Genomic DNA, 25,855 nt, shown 5'->3' with positions numbered 1-25,855 from the left:
AGGTTCCTAGATTGGCGCTTCTCGCACGGATGTCCTGCGGCAGCAGCGGAGGCTTTGATGACGGACACGGGCCGGCCCCACGACGGTCTCTCCAGACGCGTCTTCGTGCGATCGGCGATCGTCGGAGGCGCGGGTGCGGGCACCGCGGCCCTTCTGCCCGGCTCCGCCCACGCAGACCCGGCCCCTACAGCGGCGGCAGAGGCCGGCTCCGCCGTGCCGGGCCCCCCGGTACCCGCCGGGGAGCCCGGCACGGCCACCGTCCGGACCCTGCTGCCCATGGCCGGCGGCGACTTCGTCAAGGGCTCCGCGGCCCTGGAGCCCGACAGGGTCGTCACCACCGCCTGTCAGTTCTGCAACTCCAACTGCCGCCTGCACATCGGCCTGAAGGCCGGGCGGGTCGTCTCCGTCGACGGCGAGACCAAGGACCCCGTGCAGCAGGGCAACCTGTGCATCAAGGCCGACCTGATGCCCCAGCTGGTCTACAACCCCCACCGGCTGACCCGCCCCCTCAAGCGCGTCAAGGGAGCCAAGGGCTCCACCGACTCGGTGTTCGAGCCCATCGGCTGGGACGAGGCGCTCGACATCATCGCCAGGAAGTTCCTCGCCCTGCGCGACGCCGGCCAGGTCCACACGATCGCCAACCGCACCACCGGCCGGCTGCCGCGCGGCACGGGCTCCCTGGTCGCACGGATCTTCCAGCTCCTCGGCAGCCCCAACAACACCGACGTCGGCCCCGTGTGCAACGACGCCGGCGGCAACGCCCTCGCCGCCACCTTCGGCCTCGGCAACTTCACCAACGGCTACGGCACCGACGGCGCCACCGGCAAGGAAGACCTCGGCTCGGCCCGGTACTTCCTGTTCCTGGGCACCAACCAGGCCGAGACCCACCCCGTCACCTTCGACCACCTGCTGCGCGGCCGCGCAGCCACCGGGGCCGAGCTCGTCGTCGTCGACCCCCGCCTCACCCCGACCGGGGAGAAGGCCGACCTGTGGGTCGCCCCCAAGCCGCACACCGACTTCGCCCTCGTCCTCGGCATCCTCCACCACGTCGTGACCACGGGCCGCTACGACAAGGCCTTCGTCGACCGCTGGGTGATCGGCTTCCCCGAACTGAAGGCCCACCTCGTCGAGCGGGGCTACACCACCGCGTGGGCGGCGAAGGTCACCGGCGTGCCGGAGTCGACGATCGTCCGCATCGCCGAGGACTACAGCGCGGCCAAGCCCGCCGCGATCTTCTGCAACGCCGGCATCTCCCACCAGCTCGGCGCGTTCGACACCTACCGGGCCATCGCCATGCTCGCCGCCGTCACCGGCAACGTCGGCGTACCCGGCGGCGGCTGCAACTTCATGCACAACACCTGGCCGGGCGGCCTCGACCTGCCGCCGCTCACCGTCACGACGCCACCGGTGGGCACCGCCCTGCCGGTCGGCCCCGACTATTTTGCCGAGTCGATCCTCACCTCCAAGCCCTACCGGCTCCGGGCGATCATGACCCAGGGCAACCCGCTGGTGTCCTCCGCGCACTCCGGCAAGGTCCGCGAGGCCTACGAGCAGCTCGAGTTCTACGTCTACACCGGCCTGTTCATGGAGGAGCCCGCCTACTACGCGGACGTCATCCTGCCGGTGTGCAGCGGCCTGGAGATGGACGGCGTCTACATGCGCCGCGACGACCGGGGCATCCGCTGGCAGGACCAGGCCGTCCCCCGCGTCGGGCAGTCCCGCCCCGACTGGGAGATCTGGATCGAACTCGCCTACGCCCTGGCCCGCAACGACACCAGGAACCCGCCCTCCTACTGGACCGACGCCTTCCCCCGCACATGGCTCGACTACACGAACCTGTGGGCCGAATTCGTCGCCCACACCCCCGGCGCCGGCGGCATGACCAAGGAGCGCATGGCCAAGCGGGCCGAACCCCTGCGCTGGCCCTGCCCGACCACCTCCCACCCCGGCGTCAGCACCCTCTACCTCGACCACCCCAGCTGGTACCAGGCCGCCGAGTCGCTCGACCCCGCCAACAAGGGCAAGCGGTTCCTCACCCCCTCCGGCAAGGTGGAGATCACCACCCCCGACCTCGACAAGCGCCTGCGGAGCGCCGGCCATTCGGCCCTGCCGGTCTTCTTCACCCACCCCGAGGTCACGGGCACCAACCCGACGCTGCGCTACGAGAAGCGGTTCGTCACCAACCCGGTCAACCCCCAGGCCGTCACCCACCCCGTCCAGATCGGCATCCCGTCCGACAACCGGGTCCACACCCGCTACCCCCTGATGGGCATGACCGGCCGTCCCAGCGTCGTGCACTTCGCCGAGGTCACCCACTGGACCTACACCGGCGAACAGCTCAACGGCATCCGCCTCATCCAGATCCACCCGAAGACGGCCCGCCGCGCCGGAATCGCCAACGGTGACGACGTCGTCGTCGAAAGCCCCCGCGGCCGGATCACCGGCACCGCCCTGCTCACCGAAGGCATCCGCGAGGACACCGTCTTCGTCCCCAACACCTTCGGCCCCGCCCAGAAGGTCGGCGACATCTTCGGCGACCCCCGCTACGAACCCGCCAACACCCTCCCCGACGACCAGTACTACGACAACCTCTCCGGCCAGCAGGCCTACAAGTGCTTCGCCTGCCAGGTCCGCAAGGCGTGACGGCGTTCGGGCCGGTCCCGCCGGAGGACGAATTGCACCTTCCGATGCTGCTGCCAGGAAACATTGATCGGTGCCGATGCCGACCCTATATTGAGTGCCGCCGACGATGATCGCGGGGATTTCCCCGTAGCGGCCGCACCATGCCTGCGCCCCGGCGCGGGAGGCGGTCGTTCCTGGGAGGGGCAGCATGCCGACACCGCCCGACCGGCTCCGCATAGCCCTGGTCGCGGACCAGCACCTCACCCGGGCCGGCTTACGCATGACCCTGGAGATGCACCCCGATCTCCACGTCGCCGCCGAAGCCGCTACCGCCGCCGAGGCGGTACACGCAGCCTCGGAGGCGGACGTCGTGCTGGTGGACACCGTCGAGCCCTGCTCCGACACCCGGGCCCTGACGGCAGCCGTCAAGCACGCCCACCCCTCCACCGCGCTCCTGGTGGTGGCCAGCCGGCTGTGCCCGGGCAGTCACCGCGTTCTCGACGTGGGTGCGTCAGGGGTCCTCCTCAAGAGCGCCCGACCCGAACAGCTCGCAGGTGCCGTCCGGAGTGTCGCAGCCGGCTACGCGGTCCTCCCCGCCCCGATGGTCGGCGAACTGCGAAGCAGCGGTGGGTTCGCGGAAGAGAGCCGGCAGCCGGACGGTCACCGGCCGGCCCAGTTCCGCCTGGCCAGTCTCACCAGCCGCGAACGCGACGTGCTGAAGTGCCTCGCGGACGGAGCCAGCAACGGTGAAGCCGCCCATCAGCTCCACCTCAGCGAAGGCACCGTCAAATCCCACGTACAGCACCTGCTTCACAAGCTCGGGGTACGGGACCGGATGCAGGCCGTCGTCTTCGCCTACCGAAGCGGCTTCGCCGACGTACGGCCGCGGCCCGACCCGGCAGAACACCCCCCATCGGCCGTGAGGGCGAGCTGACGGGCGGGGAGTGCCGCGCGGCCACGGCCGGCACCGGGCGCGACGGCGGGCACCCTCCCGCCGGCGCCCTGCCGACGTACACGGACGGTGTCCGATCCGCGCCCGTCGCAGCCGTGCGCGGATGCCTCTTGGGGCAGGGTCCTGCAGCCTGAAAAAATCGGCAGCCATCAATGTAGTGCCAATTCGTCTCATGACGTGAGACTCGGCATGAAGGGGCTCACGATGCTGACAAGTCTGGGACTGGACGCAGGAGCAGAGTCCGTCTACCGCCTCATGCTCACCGAACCGGACTGGAGCGTCAGCGAGATCGCCCGCCACCTGGGCTGGCAGGAGGACCAGGTCCGCACCGTCCTGGACCGCCTGGCCGAGCTCAACCTCCTGCGCCGCTCCGCACAGGCACCCGGCGGACTCAGACCCGTCAGCCCCAACCTGGGCTTCCAGCTCCTCCTGCAGCGCCAGCAGGCCCAGCTCCTGCGCCAGCAGCAGGAGTTCGCCGAAAGCCAGGCCGCCATCAGCAGCCTCCTCGACGAGTACTCGGAGCTGCGCACCGGCGAACGGCACGGCGTGGAGTACCTCCACGGCGTGGACGCCATCCAGGTCCGGCTGGAAGGACTCACCCACCGCAGCAGCAGGGAGTGCCTGTCCTTCATGCCCGGCCGCGCCCAGAGCCCGGCCGCCCTCGAAGCCAGCCGCCCCCTGGACGCCTGCCTGATGAGACGCGGGGTGTCGGTCCTGACCGTCTACCTCGACAGCGCCCGCAACGACAACACGACCGCCGACTACGCCCGCTGGCTGAACGCCGGCGGCGGCGAGGTCCGCACCGCACCGGCCCTCCCGCTGCGCATGGTCCTCTTCGACCGCGAAGTCGCCCTGCTGCCCCTGGATCCGGAGAACATCGCAGGGAGCGCCGTCCAGCTGACCGGCCCCAGCATCCTGGCCGCCCTGGTCGCGCTGTTCGAGGAGGTGTGGGCCAGGGCGGCACCCATCGCCAGCACCCCCGACCGCGACCAGGCCGGACTGACCGCCCAGGAACGCGAACTGCTGCGCCAGCTCGCCCAGGGAGCCACCGACGAGATCGCCGCGAAGAAACTCGGCATCGGCCTGCGCACCGCCCGCCGCATGATGTCCGACATGATGGCCCGCCTCGGCGCCCGCAGCCGCTTCGAAGCCGGCATCCTCGCCGCCAGAGCCGGCTGGACCGACTGAACCGCACCCGCACACCGGCACACCCGCGCACCGGCGAACGGCACCCCGGCGAACGCGCCCGGCCGGTGCGCTCGACGGATTTCGCCGCGCACCTGGCCGGGACGCATCAGCCGTACCGAACGAGGACACTCAGCCGCAGCAGCCGCCCTCGGGCTGCACGGGCAGGACCGGCTCGTAGGCGGAGTCGCCGCGCAGGCGCGCCCGCAGCCGGCCCACCACCCCGGCGACCTCCTCCTCGCCGGCGCCCAGGGCCTGACGCTGCGCCTCGCCGTAGGCGGCGTGGAGCCTGGCCGCCGCGGGGCGCAGCGCCTCGTCGGCCAGCAGGATCGCCGAGCGCACCTGGCGCGGGCGGAAGCCGCGCAGGCGCTTGGCCTCGTCGGCGCCGGGGCCGGCCTCGATCACCGCCAGGCCCTCTTCGAAGGAGTCCCGCACCGGCCGGTCGAAGACCAGCTCGAAGTACAGGCCGCTGCGCTCGCCGAGGATCTCGTAGTCGAAGCCGGCCCACTTCACGAACAGGCGCCGGCCCTGCCGGACGGCCACCACGGCTGCGGCGAGCCGGTCGTCCTTGAAAGCGAGGTAGGCCCGCACGTCGGCGCCGTCGTCCAGGAGGGCTCCCAGGAGGGCGCCGATGTGGGCCTCGTCCTCGCCGCCGCCGTACTTCTGGCGGTTCTGGTTGATCAGCTCGGCGATGCGGCCGGCGAGCGGGCGGATCTCCTCGCGGTCCAGGCGCTCGACGCGGGCGCCCGAAGCGGCGGCGCGGGCGCGGTCCTGGCTGATGCGGCGGCGCTTGCGCGAGGGCAGTGCTGCCAGGTAGGCGTCGTAGTCGGCGTGCTGGAGATCGAGGTAGTGGCTCTCGCCGTGGAAGGCGACGTGGCCGCCGTAGGCCTGCAGGGCCAGGGACAGGACCTCGCTGTGCTCGCCCTCGTGCAGCCAGGGGACGACGACGGACCGGATGCCCGACTCCAGGGCGCTCGGCACGATCCGGTCGATCAGGTCCGCGACCAGCAGCGGGTCCGCGACGGAGGCGGCGGTCTCGCTGCGGTAGCCGAGCGGGGAACCGAGCAGCAGCGAGGGGAAGAAGGCGTCGGCGCCCAGGGCCTCGACCTCGTCGACGGCGCCGTCGCAGCAGGAGGTGGTGGCGGAGCAGCAGGCGACCGTGCCGGAGGCGGGCTGCCAGCCGAGGTAGGTGCGGGGGTCGGCGTCGACGATCGGGTCGGCGTCGAAGACGAAGCCGGGCAGGAGGGCGGTCTCCTGTTCGCCGCGGTCGGCGACGGAGTGCCAGGCCCTGGCGTTGTCCAGGCTGGCCTCGGTGGCCTTCAGCCAGCCCGGCAGCAGGTACGGGGAGGGCTCGGTGGCCAGGGGAAGGCCCGGGCCGACGACCTTGGTGGCCTCTTCCAGGGACAGGCCGGTGGTCACCGCTGCGGGCTCGCCCTCCTCGTCGGCGCCGGTGGCGCAGCACGAGGTCTCCTGGACCGGCTCCGCGGTGGCGCAGCACGAGGTGTTCTGCGGGGCGGGTTCGGGTGTGGTGGAGCAGCAGCCGGTGGTGGGCCGGGCGAGGGGGAGGAGCTGCGCGGGGGCCGCCGCCTCGGGGGAGGTGGTGCCGCAGCATTCGGTCGTCATGTGCGTGGTCTCCTCGGTCTTCACTCGGTTGCGGAGTGTCGTGTCGTCAGGTGTCCCTGCAGTGCTGGTGCTGGTACTGCGGCTGCTCGGCTCCCGGCCGGCCTCGATGGCCGGACGGTCGCCGTCGGGCCGGACGGTCGGGGCGGCGGGTCAGACCCGGGGGCCGTAGGCGGCGCGCAGGGCCTCGGCGTGGCGGCGGCGCTCCTGCGCCCGCGAGGCGGCGTCGCTGACCGTGGAGCACTGCTCGCACAGCTGCACGTCACCGGTGCGGTGGGTGCGCGTGGAGAGGACACGCTGGAGGCCGCGGAGGATGGCGGGCATGGCCGACCCCTTTCCATAGATGCCTGTCGATGTATCGAGTCTGGCATTCCCATAGACCATCGTCAATGGTTTGGTCCGGGGCCTCCTGCGCGGGCGGATGCGGACGGGCCGCCGGTGAACCCGCGACACCGGGCCCACGGCGGATCGGTCGCCCTCCGCCGGTCCGGCACCCCGTCGCTCCACGGGCCCTCGCGGGGTTTCCCGATGACCTCACATCAGGCCGTCGACCTGGCAACCGCGTTCAAGGTCTGGCGGATCCGGCCACGCCGAGGAGCGCCGGCATCGTGATCCGGGCGTTGCCGCAGCCGCCGCGGCGCGCGGCGCAGGCTGCCTGGGGTGGGCCGGGCTGTCCGGGAGGGGTGAACGTCGGTTAAAGTCGTGCCCGGAGTGCCGGGAAGCCTGGTCGGCGATCAAGGGACAGTTCTCTTCATCGCTCGGGGTTGCCATGGTGCTCATCGCTGTTTTCGGGGTCGCGTTGCCGGTTGCGGTCCTGCTGTCCGACCTGACGGCCCGCACGGTGCTGCCAGCCTCGCTGCTGCCCTCGCCGGTCCGCTCCCGGATCGAGCGGCGCAACCAGTCGGTCGCCGCGTGGTTCAGCTCCAAGGGCTTCGCCTCCGTGGTGCACGCCGGCTCGGACGTGCCCGTCGCCCGCCTCTTCGACGTCACCCCGACGGACACCGCGGACACCGCCTCCGCGGGAGTCGCCGCCGGTACGGCGACCGGCCCGCTGGTGCAGCCGATGCCGGGGACCCCTGCTCCCGCCGCCGCCCCCTTCCCCGTTTCTGCGGAACGCGTCCCGAGCGGCGTTCCCACCCTGACGACCAAGGAGATGCCCTGATGCGTGCGCGTGACCTCGTCGAGCCCTACCCGACCGTCGGCCTGGACGACCAGGCCCTGGACGCGGCCCGCCTCCTGGCGGAGCGCCGGCTGCCCGGGGTGCTGGTCGTCGACGACCGGGGCCTGCCGACGGCGGTGCTGCCCGCCTCGCAACTGGTGCGTCTGCTGGTGCCCGGCTACGTGCTGGAGGACCCCTCGCTCGCCGCGGTGATCGACGAGGCGCACGCCGACCGGATGTGCGCCGCCCTGGCCGGCCTGCGGGTCCGCGAGTGCCTGCCCAGGGACGCCCCGCCCCCACCCCTGGCCGACGCGGACGACACCACCGTCGAGGTCGCCGCCCTCATGGCATCCGGCCGCACCCCGCTGATCGCCGTCCTGGAACACCCCGCCGACCGCGACCCCACCGGGACCCGCCTGCTCGGCGCGATCACCGCCGCCAACCTCCTGCAGCACCTCCTGGACGCCGCCCGATGAACAACTGGCACGCCTGGGCGGCCCTCGCGGTGTTCGCCGCCGCCTACGTCCTCATCGTCACCGAATGGGTCCACCGCGTCGCCGCCGCCCTCGGCGGCGCCGCCCTCATGCTCGCCATCCGCGCCACCGACGACCACGCCGCGTTCTTCTCCACCGACACCGGCATCGACTGGAACGTCATCTTCCTGCTCCTGGGCATGATGACCATCGTCGGCGTGCTGCGCCGCACCGGCGTCTTCGAGTACCTGGCCATCTGGTCCGTCAAACGGGCCCGCGCGAAGCCGTTCCGGGTGATGGCCATGCTCATCGTCATCACCGCCGTCGCCTCGGCCCTCCTCGACAACGTCACCACCGTGCTGCTGGTCGCCCCCGTCACCCTGCTGGTCTGCGACCGCCTCGCGCTGAAAGCCGCGCCCTTCCTGATCGCCGAGGTCTTCGCCTCCAACATCGGCGGCACCGCCACCCTCGTCGGCGACCCCCCGAACATCATCATCGCCAGCCGCGCAGGCCTGGCCTTCAACGACTTCCTCATCCACCTCGCCCCCCTCGCGATCGTGCTGACCGGCGTGCTGCTGCTCATGTGCCGGGTGATGTTCCGCCGCTCGTTCGTCTTCGACGCGGACCGCGCCGCCGAGGTCATGGCCCTGGACGAACGCGAGGCGATCCACGACCCGCGGCTGCTCGCCCAGGGCCTCGCCGTCCTCGCCCTGGTCGTGGCCGGCTTCGTCCTGCACCCCGTGGTGCACTACGCCCCGTCCGTGGTGGCCCTGCTCGGAGCCGGCCTGCTGGTGGCCGTCTCGAAGGTCGAGGTCAAGGACGCCCTCGCCGACGTGGAGTGGCCCACCCTCGCCTTCTTCGCCGGCCTGTTCGTCATGGTCGGCGCCCTCATCGAGACCGGCGTCATCGCCACCGTCTCCGAGACGCTCGCGGACGCCACCGGCGGCAACGCACTGGCCGCCACCATGACCCTGCTCGGCGCCTCCGCCGTCCTGTCCGCGATCGTCGACAACATCCCCTACGTCGCCACCATGGCCCCCATCACCGCCGACCTCGTCCACACCGTCGGCGAACCCCACGGGCAGATCCTGTGGTGGGCCCTCGCCCTCGGCGCCGACCTCGGCGGCAACGCCACCGCCATCGGCGCCTCCGCCAACGTCGTCGTCCTCGGCATCGCCGAGCGCAACCGGCAGCCCATCAGCTTCTGGACCTTCACCCGCTACGGCATCCCCGTCACCGCCGCCACCATCGCCATCTCCGCCCTCTACCTCTGGCTCCGCTACTACGCCCTCGCCTGACACGTCCGCCACGTCCGCCTCCGTCGCCGTCGCTGCTCGGGCTGGTGCCGCCCTGGGCGATGGCAGCGGTGCGCCTGCCGGAACTGCTCCACCGCTCGGTCTGCTGCTCCTCCGCGGTGCCGACGGCCGGGCTCCGTGGGAAGCCTTACGGAAGGGCGCCCACGGGGACGGCCAGTGCGCCGGCTTCGGCTTCGGTCTCGGGGGTGACGGGGATGTCGGGGGTGCGGAAGCGGTCGAGGAGGGCGAGGGCGATCGCGGGGACGGCGAGGTAGACGAGGAGGACGGTGAGGGCCTGGGTGGTGCCGTGGCCGTCGAAGTAGATCGTGTTGCGGAGCAGGAGGTAGGCGTTGCGCGGTGGCAGGAAGGGGCCGATGTCGCGCCAGAACGCGGGGAGGTAGGGGACGCCGTTGGCACCTCCGGAGGAGGGGTTGCCGAACAGCACGATGACGATGACGGTGACGAGCGTGCCGACGGCTCCGAGGAGCTTCTGCAGGACGGCGGCGACCAGGGCGACGCCGGCGATGACCAGGGAGAGGACCGGCCAGACGATCCAGAACTTCTCCAGGGGGTAGCCCTGCAGCCAGGGGCCGACGACGAGGTTCATCGCGAGGCCGGCCAGGGCGGAGAAGCCGAGGAGGGCGGTCAGCCGTCGGCGTCCGGTGGCGCTGCCGGTGACAGCCCTGAGCAGGGTGGAGGCCATGTAGCCGCCGACGAGCAGCGGGACGAGCATCATCGAGGGGACGAGGCCGAAGGGGTCCTTCTTCGCCAAGGGGTGCGGGGCGTACTGCTTGACGCTGAGCGGCTTCCCGAGCTTCCTGGCGGCGAGTTCGAAGTTCGCGGCCAGGTCGAGGGGCGCGACGTCGCTGATGCTGGGGACGACGAGCAGGGTGGTCGACGTCCGTCCGGGGATGAGGGCTCCGTAGATCCTGGCCTGGTCGATGGCCTCCTTCGCGGCCTGCTCGTCGGGGTACAGGGTGACCTTGAGGGAGAGGTTCTTCTGGGCCGCGGCCAGGAGCGGGGACTGTCCGGTGGCACCGAACGGCATGTTCGTCGCGACGGGTTCGTGCGCCGAGCTGATGTAGTTGACGGTGAACAGGCACTGCATGACGGCGGCGATCGCCAGGGCGGCGAGGACCCTGACGACGGTCTTCCGGCCCCCGTTCTTCGGGCCCGTCGCCCTCGCGGCCGGGGCTTCTGCGGCATCGGCGGGCGCGGCCGGGCCGACCTTCTTCACCGGCCGCCAGCGCCCCAGGTAGCCGATGACGACGGCTCCGACCAGGGCGTACAGGCCGAGGACGATCAGCGGCATGGTGATGTTGTTGCCGTTGAAGTAGATGACGTTGCGGATCAGGGTGACGGCGTGCTGGGGCGGGAAGACCGCGCCGAGGTGCTGCCAGTACTCGGGTAGGAGGGTGACGCCGACGCCGCCGGCCGCGGAGCCGCCGATGATGATGAACAGGGTCGCGACCACGAGGGTGCCCGCAGGCCCGAGGAGGCGTTGGAAGGCGGCGGCCGCGAGGGTGACGGATGCGGCGATCAGGATGAAGCAGGGCAGGAGCGGCCAGAAGTGGCTGTTGGAGTAGGCGCCGAGGCCCGGCCCGGCGATGAGGTCGGTCAGCAGGGCGCCGACGGCGGAGTAGCCGACGAGCATGGCCACGTGCCAGGGTGCTGCCGCCGTCCTGGTCGCCTTGAGCAGCAGGGTGGCGGCCAGGTAGCCGCCGATGAGCAGCGGGATCAGGAGCAGGCCGGAGACGCCGCCGAGGCGGTCGTACTTCGGCAGCGGCTTGACGGTCCGCACCGTCAGCGGGCGGCCGATCTTCTTGGCCGCGTCCTCGAACGCGGCCTCCAGCTCGACGCGGCCGAAGAAGCTCTTCGCGGGGACCACGACCAGGGTGTCGCTCTTCGTGCCGGGCAGGTAGGCGCCGTAGAGCTTGCTCTGTCCGATCGCCTCCATCACCGCCGCCTCGTCCGCGTAGCCCAGCGACTGCAGGGACACCTTCGAGGCCACGGCGTTCACGACCGGGGACGCGCCGGTCACCCCGAACGGGGTGTTGCGCAGTACGAGCAGCTGCAGCGCGCTGACCAGGCAGAGCGCGAACAGACTCTGCAGGACCAGCACCACCACGAGTGCGGCCACGGCTTTCTTCAGCATGCCGGCACCCGCCGGTCAGTGTCCGCGTCGGCTCCGCGGCACCGGTCGGGCCAGGGCCGGTCCGGCCTGCGCCGAACACCCGGGCGGCCCCGCCGTCCCTGACCCGCCCCCACCGCATCGCTGCACATCGTACTCATGTGGACACGCTACGTTTCGGGCATTCGCAGGGACGGCAACGCCACCAGGTCGGCTGACGGTGCGCCAGGAGGTGTGGCACCGGCGTCCGCGTCCGGCACCGGCCCGGTCCCCGTACGGCGGGGACCGGGGGGACCGGTCAGGTCCAGTAGCCCTCCAGCGGGGCCCGGGCCTCCTCGTACAGGGCGGGCCCGTCCTGCCTGACCACCGGTGCGGTGGTGGAGGGTCTGAGCGCGGCGTTCTGCTCGCCGGAGAGGGCGAACACGACCCGCCCGAGGCCGGAGCGGTCGATGGCGGCCGCGCACATGCCGCAGGGCTGGCAGCTCGTGTACATCGTGGTCGCGGCCGCCACGGCGGGTTCCAGCTCGCGGGCCGCCCAGACGGCGAGCTTGAGCTCGGGGTGGGCGCTGATGTCGGATTCGGAGAGCACGGTGTTGTGGTCCTCGGCCAGCACCGTCCCGTCCGGGCCGACCAGCAGCGAGCCGAACGGCGCGTCCCCGCCGGCCCGCGACTCCGCGGCCAGGTGGATCGCGCGGCGCAGGAAGGCCAGGTCCTCTTCGGTCATGGTTGCTCCGTTCTCGGTGCCCGGTGGTGGGCGATGACGGTCGCGAGGGCCTGCCACGCGACCTCGGGACGGCGGGTCTCCTCGGGATCCCCCGCGAAGGTGTCCAGCACGACGGTCGCGGCGCCCAGCAGGCGGAGCCGGTCGAGGTCGGCCAGGACCTGTTCCACGGTGCCCTCGCCCGCGAGGCGCCCGGTCGTGGTGATCGGTTCGGGCGTGAGCCGCAGGGCGATCCGCGGGGCGAACGCGGGGACGGGCCGTTGCTGCTCGTCCGCGATCGCCTTCATCCGGTCGAGCCCGTCGTGCAGCGCGTCGATCGTGAGCCGCAGCGGATGCCACGCGTCGCCGTGGCGGACCGCCCGGCGCCGTCCCGCGTCGCCGTTGCCGCCGACCCAGACCGGGATCCGCCGGCCCCGGTGGCCGGCTTCGGCGTCCCACGCGGCGCGGATGGTGCCGAGGTGCTCGTCGGTGAGCCTCCCGCGCCGTTCGAACGGGACGCCCAGTGTCTCGAACTCCTGGCGGGCCCAGCCGACACCGACGCCGAGGACGAACCTGCCCCCGCTCAGGTCGTCGAGGTTCGCGGCCATCCGGGCGACCAGCAGGGGATGCCGGTACGGAAGGACCAGCACGGTGGTGCCCAGCCGGATGCCGTCGGTCGTCCCGGCGAGCCAGGACAGCGTCGTGAACGGTTCGTAGAACGGCTCCGGGTACTTCCCGGCGACGTCCGGAGTCACGGCGACGTGGTCGGAGACCATCAGCAGGTCGTACCCCAGGCCCTCGACCGTGCGGGCCCAGCCGCGGAGGATGCCGGGATCGGTCCCGGGGCCGAAATTCGGTACGTTCACGCCCAGATGCATGGCCCAAGGCTATCCAGCGGTTCCCGGCACCAGGAAGTGATCTTTCGCTGCGTCGGGCGGCCTCCGCCGTGGATCTGCCGGTATCCTGGCCGGATGGCCGAGACTCTCGACGCGACCGACTGGGCGATCCTCGCGGAGCTCCAGCAGGACGGCCGCGTTCCGCTCACCGTGCTCGCCAAGCGGGTCAGCCTCAGCGCCTCGGCGACGACCGAGCGGGTCAGGCGGCTGGAGTCGGCCGGGGTGATCACCGGGTGCCACGCGAGCGTCGACCTGGAGAAGGCCGGGTACGCCGTGCTCGCCGTCGTGCGGCTCAAGTACCCGGGCAGCAACCACGGACCGCTCCACCGGCTGCTCGCGGAGCGGTTCGAGATCCTGGAGTGCCTGCGTACGACCGGCGACGACTGCTACGCCCTGAAGGTGGCGGCCCCGTCCATGGGGCGGCTGGAGGAGATCGTGAACGAGCTGGCGGCGTTCGGCAGCACCAACACCAACGTCGTCTACCGCCAGACGCTGCCCTACCGGGGCCCGCACGGCGGTTGACGCTCCCGCGGGAGGAGGCGGCCGCTCGTCCCCCGTCAGCCGCACGCCCCCCGGCCGCACGTCCCCGTCGGGCGACGAGCCCGTAGACGCTCCGGGCGGTCGGCGGGCATCCCCGAGCCGGGTGCCCCGCGGGCCGCCTGAAGCGATGCAGGAACAGTGCAACTAGCCCTTTCGGGTGCTTCCGGGCGAGCGTTACGGCGTGACGACGCTCAGGGGGTACCGATCCGACAGCGACTCCCCGGGTTCCGTGCGGCTCTCCGGATCCGGGCTCGGTCCGGATGACCTGCGCCATCAGATGACGCTGGTGGCCCTGGGAGACCATGATGCGTTCGCGCGCCTGTACGACGCCGTCGTCGCGCGGGTTCTGGGCCTGGTCCGCCGGGTGCTGCGGGATCCGGCGCAGTCCGAGGAAGTGACGCAGGAGGTCATGCTGGAGGTGTGGCGGACCGCGGCCCGCTACCGGCCGGAGCGGGGTGAGGTCATGCCGTGGGTCCTGACCATCGCGCACCGGCGGGCGGTGGACAGGGTGCGCGCGGTGCACGCCTCCGCCGACCGCGACCGGAGGGTTGCCGCCTCCTCCCACACCCCGGTCCTCGACGAGGTCCCCGAGCAGGCCGAGGGCCGGCTCGAACGCGAGCAGGTGCGACGCGTCCTGCGGCAACTCCCTCATCGGCAGCGCGAATCGCTGGTGCTCGCCTACTACGGCGGATACTCGCAGGCGCAGATCGCCGACATCCTCGGCACGCCGCTGGGTACCGTCAAGACCCGCATCCGTGACGGGATGATCCGGATGCGCGGCATCATCGCCACCGAGAGTTGACGGGTCCGGCCCGGCCCGATTGCCGGAGTCCAGGCTTCGGCCCCGCGCCGCCCTGCCGGACCCGCCCCGACCCGCGCCGCCCTGCCGGCCCCGACCCGACCCGCGCCGCCCTGCCGCCCCGACCCGCCCTGCCCGCTGTCCGGCTGAGCCGGCGCCGCTCTCACCCGCCGTCCGTCCAGGTCCCGGTCGCCATCGCGTACTCGGCGGCCAGCGCCTCCGCCATCGCCTCGACCGAGAAGCGGGCCGCCACCGTGCCCCGGCCGCGCGCCGCGACCTCCGCCCACCGCGCCGCGGGCAGGTCGCAGACCTCGCGCAGCCGCGCGGCGAGCTCCGCGGTGCAGCCGGTCGGCAGCAGGAAGCCGTTCACCCCGTCCCGGACGTAGTGCGGAACACCACCGCGAACCGGCCCGGCCGCGGGCAGGCCGGCGTCCATCGCTTCCAGCACCGCCAGCCCGAACTCCTCCTTGGCGCTCGGGCACACGTACAGCGCCGGGCCGCACCAGCGGCCCGAGGCCAGCGCCCGCTCCAGCACCCGGACCTGCCGGTTGGGCACGGCAGCCCACTGTGCGACCCGTCGCCGGGCCGCCGGCCGGGCGGACAACAGCCCGGAGATCCGGCTGCGCATCTCCGTCTCGGCGGACGTCGGGTGCGATGCCGAACCACCGACCAGGAGGAGGGCCGTCGACCGGTGGAGGCCGGCGTCGAGCCAGGCTTCCACCAGCCGGTCCTGCTGCTTGACCGGGTTCAGGCGGCCCACGCTCAGCAGCACCCGCAGCCCGGGTCCGGCGTCGAGGCCGTCCGGCCGGTCGCCACCGGCGAACAGCCGCCCCATGAGCGCTGCGGCGAGTTCCTCGTCGTCCTCGCCGGGTTCGAACGGCGGGATGCCCTCGGGCGGTGCGGCGATCCGGCCGGGACGGCGCTGCGGTGCCAGCTGGGGGAAGTGCTCGGGCAGGTCGGCGGTGCCCGCCCGGCCGGGAATCGTCACCAGCAGGTCGGCACGGGCGACCAGCCGGTCCGCGACGAAGACCCGGTGCAGGTCCGTGCGGAGGGCCGTGGCCGGCTCGGCCTGCGATCGCACCGGCAGACCGCGGTGCCGCTCGGCGGTCGTGCGGTGCGGGTCCGGTGTGACGGTGAAGGCGAACCGGGCGCCGCGTCGCCGTGCCGCCTCCGCCACGGCCAGCGAGCCGTCGTCGGCGAACCTCGCGTGGACGACGTCCGCGGCCGCTCCGGGCAGTGACAGGAGCCTGGTCGTCCACCAGGCCAGTGCCGCGCGGTGCACGGCCGCGGTCCGGGGCTCCAGCGGCCCCCGGTCGTCGACCGGGATCCGCAGCACCCAGTGGTCGGGACCCCGCCGCACCACCAGGGGTCGGCCGGCGCCCAGGTGCTCGGGCCCGGAGGTGACCAGGGTGAGCACACGCGCCACCCGGCCCGTGCGGGTCAGCGCATCGCCGAGCCCGCCGAGCAGGACGCTCATCCCGCCGCTCGGTCCCGCCCCGGGCTCGTCCAGCCGGCCCAGGAGCATCGACTGGGCGACGGTGAGGCCTCGCCCGGCCGCGTCCGGCAGCGGCCGTACCGCCCGCCGGAAGGCCTCACCGGCCGCTGCCCCCGGCACCGCCCGCTGCCAGGCCGCGGCGAGCAGCAGCCCCTCGTAGTGGTCGGCGGGCCGCAGCGCGACACGCGGCAGGACCTCCGCACCGTGAGGCGTCCCGGACAGGTAGCGCCAGACGGCGTGCCGCTCGGCCCGGTCCGCCGACCGCGCCCGTGCGGCGCACTCCGCGGCCGTCAGCGGACGCAGCCCGCCGGTCTCGGCCAGGTCGAGCAGGAAGGCGGCCTCCTCGGCGGGCGGCGTCGCCAGCAACCGGTGGCGCAGCACGGCACTCGCGTGCCGTCCGTGCCCGGCCGCCAGGGTCACCGTCCAGGCCTCGGCGAGCGCGGTACGGACGGTGGGCGGCCCCTGCGCCGCGCGCACCAGCTCCGCGGGGTCCACCGCGAGGCCGCCGCGGGCCGCGCGCCGCAGGGCCGCGACCGCGAGATCCTCCGCGGAGAGCCCGCCTGCCGTCCCGTCGGGCCCGCCGTGGCCGTACTCGGCCCGGGCGAGTGCCCCGAGGAGGTCCCGGTCGGCGCCGGTGGGGGAGTCGCGGGTCCAGAAGTGCCGACGCCACCGGGCCAGTTCGTCGTCGACCGGCCGGTCGGCGCCGCCGTCCGGGGCGCTGCGGGGGTGTGCGGAGGTGCCGGGGGCGTTCCGCTCCACTGGGTCGGCCTCCCGTCGGTGGCGTGCAGCTGTCACAGCGCGTCGTTCGGAGCCGGGGGCCGGACGGATTGGCCGTACGGCGGCCCGCCCGCCGGCGTCCGGAACCGACCGCCACACCCCCGCGGTCTGGCATCATCGGCATGGCCGGACGTGCGTCCTGCGCCGCCCGACGCCCGCGAGAGGACTGGGAGGACGCAGTGGCCCGTGTCGTGGTGATCAGTCCGCCGTTCCGGTCGCACGCCGCACCGCTGAGCGTGCTCGGAGCCGCGCTGCGCCGGGCGGGCGCGGACGTGTCGCTGGCCTGCACATCGGCCTTCACCGACCTGGCCGACTCCGCGGGGCTCGGCTTCCTGGAGCTCACCGTCACCCGCAACGCCAACCACGGCATCGCCGAACGCACGGCGCAGGACGATGCCGAGGCGGCCCGGCTGCGGGAGTTCCTCGACGCGACCACCGAGGGAGCGGTACCCGCGCTGCTCACCCAGGCCCGCCATCGCCGGGCCGACATGCTGGCCGAACCCGACCGCGTGCTGCGTGACCTGCGCGAACTCGACCGCCGGGTGCGGCCCGACTGGTACGTCGTCGACCAGCTCAGTTACCCGGTGACACTGGCCCTGCACTGCCTGGGGCTGCCGTACGCGACGTTCTGCCCCGGCCACCCCAGCTATCTCCCCGCAGGCCCGGACGCCTTTTTCGGCCTGCCGTACGCGTGGCCCGACACCGTGCGGCCCGACCCGGCGGCGCTCGCCCGGCTGCGGGAGGCGGCCGCAGCCAACGACACCGCCTTCACCGAGGCCTTCCGTGCGGCCGTCCGCCGGAACGCTCCGCGGCGCCCGCTCCCCGAGAGGGCGTTCACGCTCTGCTCGCCGCACGCGGTCGTGTTCAACTACCCGGCCTTCCCGTGGCTGCCCGCAGCCCCGACCGGACCGCGGGCCCTGTACACCGGGCACTGCGGACCGGAGCCGGGCGCCCCGGACCCGGCCTGGCAGGCCGTCGTCGACCGGCTCACGACCGGCGGACGCCCGCTCGTCCTCGTCGCGCTCGGCACCTTCCTGTCGGCCCGTCACGATGTCCTGCGGACCGTCACCGAGGGGATCCTGCAGTACACCGCAGCGTCCGTGATCGTCGCGGCCGGCGACCGGGTGGCCGACCTCACCCGGGCCCCGGTGCTGCGCGCCGCCCCGCACGACCGGCTCCACATCGCGGCCACCGTGCCGCAGCAGGCCCTGCTGCCATGCGTCGCCGCGATGGTCCACCACGGCGGCAACAACTCGTTCACCGAGTGCCTGAACGCCGGGGTGCCCGCGCTCGTCCTGCCGTTCTCCAGCGACCAGTTCGCCGTCGCCCACGACGCCGAGCGGGCCGGGGCCGGCCGCAGCCTGGACCCCAACACCCTCGACCCGCCGACCGCCGGTGCCGCCGTGCGGGCCCTGCTGAGCGGCGACCGGACCGCCAACGACGCCCTGCGCGAGGCGGTCCGGGCCCGTGGCCCCCGCTGGGCCGCCGCGGAACTGCTGCACCGGATGCCCGCCCGCCCGCCGTCCACGCCCTGACGCACGGCCCGCGATCCGTCCGCACCGCCGAAGTGCCGCCTGCGAGGAGGACGGGCCGCCGACGAGGACGGTGGCCGTGCTCTCAGGGGTGGTTCCCGTGACGGGCCTCCCCGCTCCGGTGTTCCGACGTGCCGGCGGTGACGGTCGCAGGTCCGGGCGTGTGTCCGGTCCGGTCGGTGACCGAGACGACGCCGTCCACGGACCGGCACAGACGCAGCACGATCGGGACGAGATACGGCGGATCGATCGTGCCGCTGAGGACGACCCGGCCGTGCGCGACCTCGATCCCGACGGCTGCCGGGCTCACGCCTTCCACGTGGCCGAGCACCTCCTCGACGATGTCGTGCCGGATCGCCCGGTCGTCGCGGAGGAAGACCCGGAGGAGATCGCTGCGGCTGACCAGGCCGACGAGTCTCCCGTCCCCGTCCACCACCGGCAGCCGCTTGATGTGGTGGCCGGCCATCAGGCGGGCGGCGGCGACCACGCTGGCACCGGGCGTGGTGCACACGGCCGGGCCGGTCATCAGATGGCGGGCAGTGGCCGCTCCGGTCCGGTCCGGGCCTTCGGCCGGCAGCGAGGGGGGCTGCATGCCGGAGGGGTCCTCCTGGGCGGCCTGGGTGCGCAGGAGATCCGCCTCCGAGACGATGCCCACCGGACGGTCGTCCGCGTCCACGACGGGGACGGCGGAGATGTCGAACTCGGTGAGCAGGTCGACGATCTCGCGGAACCCGGTCGCCGGTGCGACCCGCACGACCTCGCGGGTCATCACGGACCCGACGGTGCGATGCGTCAGCACGACGGCTCTCCATGCGCGGCGGCCTCCCGGGAGCCGGTCAGGTCGAGGATCTCGCCGGCCGGACGGCGCGGGGTGGAGGGCCCGGGCGGACCGTAACCGAGGCGCAGGACGAGCTGGGCGTAGCCGATTCCTTCGGCCGGGTCACGCAGACCCCGGCGGGTGTCGGGCCACTCGACGGCCTGGTGGAGGACGGAGGCACGCAGGCCGTGCACCGTGGCCACCAGCCAGACGCGCTGCATGGCCTGGCCCGCACGGAGCCAGTCCGCCCGATGGTCGCCGTGGGTGGTGAGAGCGGCCAGCTGGGGCAGCGCCTCGAAGCGCCGGGACGGCGCCGAGGACAGTGACCCGCCGGTGAAGCTGCGCATGGGCACGCGGGCGTCGTGGTCCTGGGGGCCCAGGGCGGCCGCCGGTATGCCGTCCGCCGCAGGTTTCTCCAGCCGTAGCCAGCTGCGGGTCTCGGCCATCCGTGCCAGGTCCCCTCCGGTGCGGCGTTCGGCCTCGGCGGTCAGGGAGAGCACCCGACGCACCCCGTCCTCCTCCAGGGCGGACAGCACGGCGCCTTCGTCGAGGGCCGCCGCGCTCAGCTCACCCAGGACCGCCTCCGGCACGTCGCGGTTGGCGAACGGTTCCCGGCTGGAGTGGCGCTGCCCGATCGCATCGAAGAGGTCCTTCCCGAACGGGGGCGACGAGGGGGCGGGACGGGAGAGGCGGACCGTGGCCGCCAGGGTCGGCTCGGCCGCATCGGGCAGGAGCCGCACCTCCGGATCCCGGCCGAGGCGGAGCCCGGCGACCCGCAGGTTGAACAGTGCGGCGCCGACCGAGATGTGCAGCGCCCGGCCGTCCGGGTCGGTGAGCGGTACGGCCCGTCCCGGGTCGGTGTACACGTGCATGCCGAGTGAGTCGTGCACCGGCGCGAAGCGCCACGGCTGGCTGTTGTGCAGAGACGGCGCCGCGCCTGCCGCGGAGGTGAGGAACAGCAACTGCTCCAGGGTCAGGGCGTACTCGGTCATGGCGGACTGCTTTCTGCTTCCGGCTGCCCCAGCCGTGGTGGACGGCCTGGGCGCTGTGACGAGTGGGGGCCGGGCGAGCGCCGCCGCGTCGGCGGTTCCCGCACGCGGCAGCCGGTGGCCGAGGCCGACCGGGGCGCGGCCTGCTGCGAACTCGTCGCCGATCCCGGGGACCGAAGGGTCGCGGCATCGGCGGTGACGGTCACGGCCGGGTCCGTCCTTCCGGCGGGTGCTCCGGTCTGCCGTGCGGGTACCGGTATCCGACTCCTCGTTCAGGCTTCGGTTCCATGCTTCTCCGGGCGGGGCTCCCCGACATGGGCCCACCGGCCCGGAAGGCCGGCCGGACGGCCCGGGCCCGAAAGGACTGCGGACGTTCCCGTTCCCCGCTCCGGCCGGACGGGGAAGTGTCCGTCCCTCCCCGCCGGTGTCCAGGGAGAAGCGCCTCCCGGCCACGCAGCGAGCGCCCGCCGGGCCGTCGGGCGCAGTCGACAGGGTCTCCTCCGTGCCCTGTGCGCCTTTCCGCCGAACGCCGGACAGGGCCGTTCGGGCCGGAGGGAGGCCTCAGTGGGCGGCTGCGCTGCCCCGGTACCGCGCGAGCTGTCCCGCGATGCGCTCGACGAGGGTCTCCACGGCGCCCAGGACCGGCGTGGACAGGCCCGTGCCGTGGGTGCAGTCGGCACCCTCCACCGCGTACACGACCAGCAGGCGCGGCAGCCTGTTCAGCTCCCGGGCGAGTCCGACGGCGTCGCCGAGCCCGAGCCCGTGGGAACTCGTCGCACCGTCGGCCCGTGCAAACCCCCTGCCGTCCACCACCAGGCGGTGCACCCGGCCGGGCTGTCCGGGGTGGGCGTGCGCCGCGTCCACGACGACGGCGAGGTCCGTCCCCTCCCAGTGACCGATCAGCCGGGCCGGGTCGCCGTCGCACACCACGAGGGCGGGCCCGTGCGGCACAGGCAGGCGCTCCAGCCGTTCCGACAGCCGGGCGACGACGGCCGGGCCGACGCCGTCGTCACGCCGGTACTCGTTGCCGACCCCGATGACGACGGCCCTCGCGGCGCTGCTCACCCGGCATGCCCTTCCCCTCCGCGACGCCCGTCAGCCGCGGCGGGCGCCGGATCGGCCCGGACGAGGCGGGGAGAGGGCCACCTGGACCATCGCGGTGCGTCCTTCCTGCGCCGGGGGCTCCGGGCTCCCCATACTGGGCAGCACAGCCGCACAGGTCCCAGGAGGTTCGGTGGCGACGGACGGCAGCAGCTCGGCGGTGATCGACAAGGACGGCCTGGACGATCTGATCACGGCCCTCGCCGACCGTGGCCGGACGGTGGTCGGACCCACCGTCCGCGACGGCGCGATCGTGCTGGCCGAGATCTCCGGCGGAGCGGAGCTGCCCTACGGCTGGGGCGTCGAACTGGAGGCCGGCACGTACCGGCTGCGCGCCCGCGAGGACGGCGCCGCGTTCGCACACAGCGCGGGGCCGCAGTCCTGGAAGACCTTCCTCCACCCGCCGCGGGTCCGTGAGTGGAGTGCCGACCGCGGCGCCGACGGCGACCTGGTGGTGACCGAGGACGACACCGTGCCCCCGTCGTACGCGTTCCTCGGGGTGCGCCCCTGCGACCTGCGGGCCATCGCGATCCAGGACCGGGTGCTGACCGGCGGCCGGTACACGGACCCCGCCTACCGGGGCCGCCGCGAGCGGGCCTTCCTCGTGGCGGTGGAGTGCACCGATCCGGGCGCCACCTGCTTCTGCGTGTCCATGGGCAGCGGGCCCGCCGCGGGGCCCGGTTACGACCTGGCGCTGACCGAGGTGGTGGACGCCGGCGGACACCGCTTCCTGGTGCGTGCGGGGAGCGAGGAGGGCGAGTCGGTGCTGGCGGGGCTCCCGCGCCGTCCCACCGATGCCGCCACCCGGGCCGCGGCCCGTGAGCGGGTCGAGGGGGCGGCGGACCGGATGGGCCGCAGCATGCCGCCGGTCGACCTCCGGGCACTGATGCGGGAGACCCTCACGGCCGCCCGCTGGGACGACGTCGCCGCCCGCTGCCTGACCTGCGGCAACTGCACCATGGTCTGCCCGACCTGCTTCTGCACCACGGCCGAGGACGTCACCGACCTGACCGGCGACCACGCCGAGCGCTGGCGGCGCTGGGAGTCCTGTTTCGACCTCGACTTCTCCCACCTGCCGACCGGCCCCGTCCGCGAGTCGCCGCGCAGCCGCTACCGGCAGTGGGCCACGCACAAACTCGGCACCTGGTACGACCAGTTCGGCAGCTCGGGATGTGTCGGCTGCGGTCGCTGCATCGTGTGGTGCCCGGTCGGCATCGACATCACCGAGGAAGCCCACGCGCTCCACCGGGAACGGGAGAGCCAGAGCCCGCCGGCCGGGGAGGACCCGTCGTGACGCTCGCGGGCCAGGGCTTCCTCGCCGCGCTGCCGCCCGGCCACCGCGACCGGCTCGCGGACCTCGGCCACGACGTCCCGATCCCCGCGGGCACCCGCGTCTTCGAGGAGGACGGCGTCGCGGACCGGTTCTGGATCATCCGGTCCGGGACCGTCGCGCTCGACGTCCACGTCCCGGGGCGGCGGTCGGCCGTCGTGGAGACCCTCGGCGAGGGCGATCTGCTCGGCTGGTCCTGGTTGTTCGAGCCGTACCGGTGGCACCTGGGCGCACAGGCCCGCAGGACGGTCACGGCCACCGAGTTCGACGCCGGGCGCGTCCGCCACGCCTGCGGGACGGACCCCGCCTTCGGCCTGGCGGTGACCCACGCGGTCGCAGCCGTGATCGCCCGCAGACTGAAGGCGACCCGCACCCGGCTGCTGGACCTCTACGGGCCTCCCGGCACCGGGACGGCCGACGGACCGGCGGGATGACAGCGCCCGTCACGGCGGCACGCCGCGCCGCGACGCCCGTCCCGTACCGGGTGCTCACCCGCGAGACCGAGACGGCGGACATGACCACCCTCGTCCTGGAACCGGCCCGCTCCGCCCTGCCGCCCTTCGCACCCGGGCAGTTCGCGATGGTGCACGCGTTCGGCGTCGGCGACATCCCGCTGTCCGTCAGCGGGATCGACGGGGACCGGCTGACGCACACCGTCCGGGCCGTCGGCGCGGTCTCCGCCGCGCTGCACGGGCTGGGGACCGGTGCGACGGTCGGCGTGCGCGGCCCGTTCGGCACCGGCTGGGAACTGCCCGCCGCGGCCGGCCGCGACCTCCTGGCCGTCGCCGGCGGCATCGGCCTGGCGCCGCTGCGCCCACTGGTCCGCTCCGCGCTCGCCGCCCCGGAGGCCTACGGGCGGCTGAACGTCCTGATCGGCTCCCGCACCCCCCGGGACCTGCTCTACGCGGGGGAGACACGCAGATGGCAGCAGCAGGCCCGGGTGCTGACCACCGTCGACCGCCCCGACGCGTCCTGGGAGGGGGAGGTCGGTGTCGTCACGACCCTGCTCGACCGGGCCGCCTTCGACCCCCGGACGCTGGCGGCCTTCATCTGCGGCCCCGAGCCGATGATCCGCGCAACCGCCACGGAACTCGTCCACCGCGGAGTCGCCCCCGAACGGATCGCGGTCTCCCTGGAACGCACCATGCACTGCGGCACCGGCCACTGCGGCCACTGCCAGCTCGGCCCCCTCCTGCTCTGCCGCGACGGCCCGGTCGTCACCTGGACCACCGCCCGACCCCTGCTCGCGGTAAGGGAGTTGTGACATGACGGACGAGCCCCGCAGGCGGCCGACGCTCGCGGTCTGGAAGTTCGCCTCCTGCGACGGCTGCCAGCTCACCCTGCTCGACTGCGAGGACGAACTCCTCTCCCTCGCCGGACAGGTGGACATCGCGCACTTCCTGGAAGCCTCCAGCGCGAGCGGGCCGGGCCCGTACGACCTGTCGCTGGTCGAGGGCTCGGTCACCACCCGGCAGGACATCGACAGGATCCACCACGTCCGAGCGGTCTCGCGGCGCCTGGTGACCATCGGCGCCTGCGCCACCGCCGGAGGCGTCCAGGCACTGCGCAACTTCGCGGACGTCGACGAGTTCCGGGCCGCCGTCTACGCCCGCCCCGACTACATCGCCACCCTGGCCACCTCGACCCCCGTCAGTGCCCACGTGCCCGTCGACCTCGAACTGCGCGGCTGCCCCATCGATCGCCGCCAGCTCCTGGAGGTCATCACCGCCCACCTGGCCGGACGCACACCGGACATCCCCGCCCACAGCGTCTGCTTCGAGTGCAAGCAACGCGGCACGGTCTGCGTGACGGTCGCCCACGGCACCCCCTGCCTCGGCCCGGTCACCCACGCCGGCTGCGGCGCCATCTGCCCCACGTTCGGGCGCGGCTGCTACGGCTGCTTCGGCCCCGGCAACTCCACCAACCTCCCCGCGTTCGTGCCGCTGCTGCGCCGCGACGGCATGGACACCCTCGACGTGGTGCGGGTGCTGCGCACCTTCAACACCGCCGCCCCCGAGTTCGACGCGGCCGCACGGAAGGAACTCGAACGGTGACCCACCGCGGCTCCCGGGTGCTGCGCGTCGGATCGCTCTCCCGCGTCGAGGGCGAGAGCTCCCTGTACCTGCGGGTGCAGGGAGCCGAGGTCGCCGAGGCCCGGCTGGCCATCTACGAACCCCCGCGCTTCTTCGAGGCGTTCCTGCGCGGACGCTCGTACACCGAACCCCCCGACCTCACCTCCCGGATCTGCGGGATCTGCCCGATCGCCTACCAGCTGAGCGCCTGCCGTGCGATCGAGGACGCCTGCGGCGTCACCGTGGACGGCCAACTGGCCGCGCTGCGCCGCCTGATCTACTGCGGCGAATGGATCGAGAGCCACACCCTGCACGTCCACCTCCTGCACGCACCCGACTTCCACGGCTGCGACAGCGTCATCGAACTCGCCCGGACCGCACGCGCGGACGTCGAACGCGGCCTGCGGCTCAAACAGGCCGGCAACGCGATCGTCGAACTGCTCGGCGGCCGGGCGATCCACCCGGTCAACGTCCGTCTCGGCGGCTTCCACCGGGTGCCGGTCAGGGCCGAACTCCAGCCACTGAAAGAACAGTTGCTCAGAGCACGCGACGACGCCGAGCTGACCGTCCGCTGGGTGGCCGGGTTCGACTTCCCCGACGCGGGGTGCGACCACGACCTGCTCGCCCTGACCGAACCCGACACCTACGCCATCGAATCGGGCACCCCGACCGTCATGCCCGCCCCGAACACCGCCGGACTGCCCGCCACGAGCAGCCGCGCCCTGCCCACCCGCACCTTCGGCGTCCGCGAGTTCGGCGACCACGTCGTCGAGAACCAGGTGCCGCACTCCACCGCCCTCCACGCCCGCCTCGACGGCCGCCGCCACCTGACCGGCCCCCTCGCCCGCTACGCGATCAGCGGACGCCTGCTCTCGCCGATCGCCCTCCGGGCCGCCCGGGACGCCGGACTCGGCGACCCCCGGCAGGGCACCGTCTGCCGCAACCCCTACCGCAGCATCGTCGTCCGCGCCGTGGAGGTGCTCCACGCCGTCGACGAGGCGCTGCGCCTCATCGACGCCTACGAAACCCCGCCACGTCCCCACATCGAGGTGCGCCCGCGGGCCGGAACCGGCCACGGCGCGACCGAGGCGCCACGCGGCCTGCTGCACCACCGCTACACCCTGGACGCCCGGGGGACCGTCACCGAGGCGGTCATCGTCCCGCCCACCGCGCAGAACCAGGACGCCATCGAGGAGGACCTCCGGCGCGCCGTGCAGGAACACCTGCGGACGGGGGAGCCCACCGACGCCGAACTGACCACCCTGTGCGAACGGGCCATCCGCAACCACGACCCGTGCATCTCCTGCTCCACGCACTTCCTCGACCTCACCGTCGACCGGACCTAGGGCGGCACCTGACCGTGCTGCCGT

The 25,855-nt window shown here is 73.5% G+C and carries 23 protein-coding genes; 14 read left to right on the top strand and 9 right to left on the bottom strand.

The annotated features are described in order from the left end of the window. Positions 1-57: 57 nt before the first annotated feature. The 3 genes from OG335_RS05260 (at position 58) to OG335_RS05250 (ending at position 4,762) form a co-directional block, all read left to right on the top strand. Positions 58-2,643, top strand: a complete 2,586-nt coding sequence (locus OG335_RS05260; RefSeq protein ID WP_405009812.1) for a molybdopterin-dependent oxidoreductase — start codon at positions 58-60, stop codon at positions 2,641-2,643. Positions 2,644-2,830: 187 nt separating this feature from the next. Further along, on the top strand, positions 2,831-3,556 hold the full coding sequence (locus OG335_RS05255) for a LuxR C-terminal-related transcriptional regulator (protein ID WP_405009811.1): 726 nt from the start codon (positions 2,831-2,833) through the stop codon (positions 3,554-3,556). Positions 3,557-3,778: 222 nt separating this feature from the next. Continuing rightward, positions 3,779-4,762 (top strand): LuxR C-terminal-related transcriptional regulator, encoded by a 984-nt coding sequence (locus OG335_RS05250; protein ID WP_405009810.1) that lies wholly within the window; start codon positions 3,779-3,781, stop codon positions 4,760-4,762. Positions 4,763-4,891: 129 nt separating this feature from the next. On the opposite strand, the gene OG335_RS05245 is transcribed toward OG335_RS05250, so the two are convergent. Continuing rightward, complete coding sequence (locus OG335_RS05245; protein ID WP_405009809.1) at positions 4,892-6,382, bottom strand: GNAT family N-acetyltransferase; 1,491 nt, start codon at positions 6,380-6,382, stop codon at positions 4,892-4,894. A gap of 150 nt (positions 6,383-6,532) precedes the next feature. After that, positions 6,533-6,703: a hypothetical protein gene (locus OG335_RS05240; RefSeq protein ID WP_405009808.1), complete on the bottom strand. Its 171-nt coding sequence runs from the start codon at positions 6,701-6,703 to the stop codon at positions 6,533-6,535. A 448-nt stretch (positions 6,704-7,151) separates the two neighbouring features. On the opposite strand from OG335_RS05240, the gene OG335_RS05235 reads away from it, so the two are divergent. Genes OG335_RS05235 through OG335_RS05225 form a run of 3 tightly spaced genes read left to right on the top strand, consistent with a single transcriptional unit; the run spans position 7,152 to position 9,309 of the window. Beyond that, positions 7,152-7,541, top strand: coding sequence for a hypothetical protein (locus OG335_RS05235; RefSeq protein WP_405009807.1), 390 nt, complete (start codon positions 7,152-7,154; stop codon positions 7,539-7,541). Then, complete coding sequence (locus OG335_RS05230) at positions 7,541-8,014, top strand: CBS domain-containing protein (RefSeq protein ID WP_405009806.1); 474 nt, start codon at positions 7,541-7,543, stop codon at positions 8,012-8,014. The genes OG335_RS05235 and OG335_RS05230 overlap by 1 nt, the downstream gene beginning before the upstream one ends. After that, a complete protein-coding gene (locus tag OG335_RS05225; RefSeq protein ID WP_405009805.1) occupies positions 8,011-9,309 on the top strand; it encodes an ArsB/NhaD family transporter in 1,299 nt (432 codons plus the stop codon). The genes OG335_RS05230 and OG335_RS05225 overlap by 4 nt, the downstream gene beginning before the upstream one ends. A gap of 145 nt (positions 9,310-9,454) precedes the next feature. Here the strand turns inward: OG335_RS05225 and OG335_RS05220 are convergent, their stop codons facing one another. The 3 genes from OG335_RS05220 to OG335_RS05210 all read right to left on the bottom strand — a co-directional run bounded on the left by OG335_RS05220 (position 9,455) and on the right by OG335_RS05210 (position 13,015). Beyond that, positions 9,455-11,461 (bottom strand): hypothetical protein, encoded by a 2,007-nt coding sequence (locus OG335_RS05220; protein ID WP_405009804.1) that lies wholly within the window; start codon positions 11,459-11,461, stop codon positions 9,455-9,457. A 274-nt stretch (positions 11,462-11,735) separates the two neighbouring features. Then, entirely contained in the window at positions 11,736-12,161 is a 426-nt protein-coding gene (locus OG335_RS05215; protein WP_405009803.1) for a nucleoside deaminase, read from the bottom strand. After that, a complete protein-coding gene (locus tag OG335_RS05210) occupies positions 12,158-13,015 on the bottom strand; it encodes an LLM class flavin-dependent oxidoreductase (RefSeq protein ID WP_405009802.1) in 858 nt (285 codons plus the stop codon). The genes OG335_RS05215 and OG335_RS05210 overlap by 4 nt, the downstream gene beginning before the upstream one ends. A 93-nt stretch (positions 13,016-13,108) precedes the next feature. Between OG335_RS05210 and OG335_RS05205 the strand changes: the two genes are divergently transcribed. Together OG335_RS05205 and sigK are read left to right on the top strand one after the other, a co-directional pair. Continuing rightward, positions 13,109-13,555, top strand: a complete 447-nt coding sequence (locus tag OG335_RS05205) for an Lrp/AsnC family transcriptional regulator (RefSeq protein WP_405009801.1) — start codon at positions 13,109-13,111, stop codon at positions 13,553-13,555. A gap of 247 nt (positions 13,556-13,802) precedes the next feature. After that, positions 13,803-14,375 carry an ECF RNA polymerase sigma factor SigK gene (gene sigK, locus OG335_RS05200; protein ID WP_405015314.1) on the top strand — a complete coding sequence of 191 codons (573 nt, stop codon included), beginning with the start codon at positions 13,803-13,805 and terminating at the stop codon, positions 14,373-14,375. Between the two features lie 160 nt (positions 14,376-14,535). Here sigK and OG335_RS05195 read toward each other — a convergent pair whose 3' ends face one another. After that, positions 14,536-16,626 carry a glycosyltransferase gene (locus OG335_RS05195; protein ID WP_405009800.1) on the bottom strand — a complete coding sequence of 697 codons (2,091 nt, stop codon included), beginning with the start codon at positions 16,624-16,626 and terminating at the stop codon, positions 14,536-14,538. A gap of 197 nt (positions 16,627-16,823) precedes the next feature. On the opposite strand from OG335_RS05195, the gene OG335_RS05190 reads away from it, so the two are divergent. Continuing rightward, positions 16,824-18,179: a glycosyltransferase gene (locus tag OG335_RS05190; protein WP_405009799.1), complete on the top strand. Its 1,356-nt coding sequence runs from the start codon at positions 16,824-16,826 to the stop codon at positions 18,177-18,179. An 82-nt stretch (positions 18,180-18,261) separates the two neighbouring features. On the opposite strand, the gene OG335_RS05185 is transcribed toward OG335_RS05190, so the two are convergent. The 3 genes from OG335_RS05185 to OG335_RS05175 form a co-directional block, all read right to left on the bottom strand. Next, positions 18,262-18,972 carry a CBS domain-containing protein gene (locus OG335_RS05185; RefSeq protein ID WP_405015313.1) on the bottom strand — a complete coding sequence of 237 codons (711 nt, stop codon included), beginning with the start codon at positions 18,970-18,972 and terminating at the stop codon, positions 18,262-18,264. Further along, complete coding sequence (locus OG335_RS05180) at positions 18,969-19,985, bottom strand: Acg family FMN-binding oxidoreductase (protein WP_405009798.1); 1,017 nt, start codon at positions 19,983-19,985, stop codon at positions 18,969-18,971. Before OG335_RS05180 ends, OG335_RS05185 begins: the two co-directional genes overlap by 4 nt. Before the next feature lie 558 nt (positions 19,986-20,543). After that, positions 20,544-21,047: a hydrogenase maturation protease gene (locus tag OG335_RS05175; RefSeq protein WP_405009797.1), complete on the bottom strand. Its 504-nt coding sequence runs from the start codon at positions 21,045-21,047 to the stop codon at positions 20,544-20,546. A gap of 169 nt (positions 21,048-21,216) precedes the next feature. Between OG335_RS05175 and OG335_RS05170 the strand changes: the two genes are divergently transcribed. The 5 genes from OG335_RS05170 to OG335_RS05150 are packed head-to-tail and all read left to right on the top strand — an operon-like array spanning position 21,217 to position 25,831. Continuing rightward, the gene (locus OG335_RS05170) at positions 21,217-22,377 is read left to right on the top strand and encodes a 4Fe-4S dicluster domain-containing protein (protein WP_405009796.1); all 1,161 of its coding nucleotides are present in this window, start codon (positions 21,217-21,219) and stop codon (positions 22,375-22,377) included. Further along, positions 22,374-22,847: a Crp/Fnr family transcriptional regulator gene (locus tag OG335_RS05165; RefSeq protein ID WP_405009795.1), complete on the top strand. Its 474-nt coding sequence runs from the start codon at positions 22,374-22,376 to the stop codon at positions 22,845-22,847. Before OG335_RS05170 ends, OG335_RS05165 begins: the two co-directional genes overlap by 4 nt. After that, positions 22,844-23,677 carry an FAD/NAD(P)-binding protein gene (locus tag OG335_RS05160; protein ID WP_405009794.1) on the top strand — a complete coding sequence of 278 codons (834 nt, stop codon included), beginning with the start codon at positions 22,844-22,846 and terminating at the stop codon, positions 23,675-23,677. The genes OG335_RS05165 and OG335_RS05160 overlap by 4 nt, the downstream gene beginning before the upstream one ends. A 1-nt stretch (position 23,678) precedes the next feature. After that, positions 23,679-24,467: an oxidoreductase gene (locus OG335_RS05155; protein ID WP_405009793.1), complete on the top strand. Its 789-nt coding sequence runs from the start codon at positions 23,679-23,681 to the stop codon at positions 24,465-24,467. Beyond that, positions 24,464-25,831 carry a Ni/Fe hydrogenase subunit alpha gene (locus tag OG335_RS05150; RefSeq protein ID WP_405009792.1) on the top strand — a complete coding sequence of 456 codons (1,368 nt, stop codon included), beginning with the start codon at positions 24,464-24,466 and terminating at the stop codon, positions 25,829-25,831. Before OG335_RS05155 ends, OG335_RS05150 begins: the two co-directional genes overlap by 4 nt. Positions 25,832-25,855 lie beyond the last annotated feature (24 nt).

The sequence above is a fragment of the Kitasatospora sp. NBC_01539 genome (assembly GCF_045040525.1).
GTDB lineage: Bacteria > Actinomycetota > Actinomycetes > Streptomycetales > Streptomycetaceae > Kitasatospora.
Note: the sequence above shows the minus strand (reverse complement) of the source record. Positions and strands in the feature narration are given on the sequence as shown.

Excerpts from the sequence above, each read along its gene's own strand:
- OG335_RS05260 (WP_405009812.1), top strand. The coding sequence starts at position 58 with ATGACGGACACGGGCCGGCCCCACGACGGTCTCTCCAGACGCGTCTTC.
- OG335_RS05255 (WP_405009811.1), top strand. The coding sequence starts at position 2,831 with ATGCCGACACCGCCCGACCGGCTCCGCATAGCCCTGGTCGCGGACCAG.
- OG335_RS05250 (WP_405009810.1), top strand. The coding sequence starts at position 3,779 with ATGCTGACAAGTCTGGGACTGGACGCAGGAGCAGAGTCCGTCTACCGC.
- OG335_RS05245 (WP_405009809.1), bottom strand. The coding sequence starts at position 6,382 with ATGACGACCGAATGCTGCGGCACCACCTCCCCCGAGGCGGCGGCCCCC.
- OG335_RS05240 (WP_405009808.1), bottom strand. The coding sequence starts at position 6,703 with ATGCCCGCCATCCTCCGCGGCCTCCAGCGTGTCCTCTCCACGCGCACC.
- OG335_RS05230 (WP_405009806.1), top strand. The coding sequence starts at position 7,541 with ATGCGTGCGCGTGACCTCGTCGAGCCCTACCCGACCGTCGGCCTGGAC.
- OG335_RS05225 (WP_405009805.1), top strand. The coding sequence starts at position 8,011 with ATGAACAACTGGCACGCCTGGGCGGCCCTCGCGGTGTTCGCCGCCGCC.
- OG335_RS05220 (WP_405009804.1), bottom strand. The coding sequence starts at position 11,461 with ATGCTGAAGAAAGCCGTGGCCGCACTCGTGGTGGTGCTGGTCCTGCAG.
- OG335_RS05215 (WP_405009803.1), bottom strand. The coding sequence starts at position 12,161 with ATGACCGAAGAGGACCTGGCCTTCCTGCGCCGCGCGATCCACCTGGCC.
- OG335_RS05210 (WP_405009802.1), bottom strand. The coding sequence starts at position 13,015 with ATGCATCTGGGCGTGAACGTACCGAATTTCGGCCCCGGGACCGATCCC.
- OG335_RS05205 (WP_405009801.1), top strand. The coding sequence starts at position 13,109 with ATGGCCGAGACTCTCGACGCGACCGACTGGGCGATCCTCGCGGAGCTC.
- OG335_RS05180 (WP_405009798.1), bottom strand. The coding sequence starts at position 19,985 with ATGACCGAGTACGCCCTGACCCTGGAGCAGTTGCTGTTCCTCACCTCC.
- OG335_RS05160 (WP_405009794.1), top strand. The coding sequence starts at position 22,844 with ATGACAGCGCCCGTCACGGCGGCACGCCGCGCCGCGACGCCCGTCCCG.
- OG335_RS05155 (WP_405009793.1), top strand. The coding sequence starts at position 23,679 with ATGACGGACGAGCCCCGCAGGCGGCCGACGCTCGCGGTCTGGAAGTTC.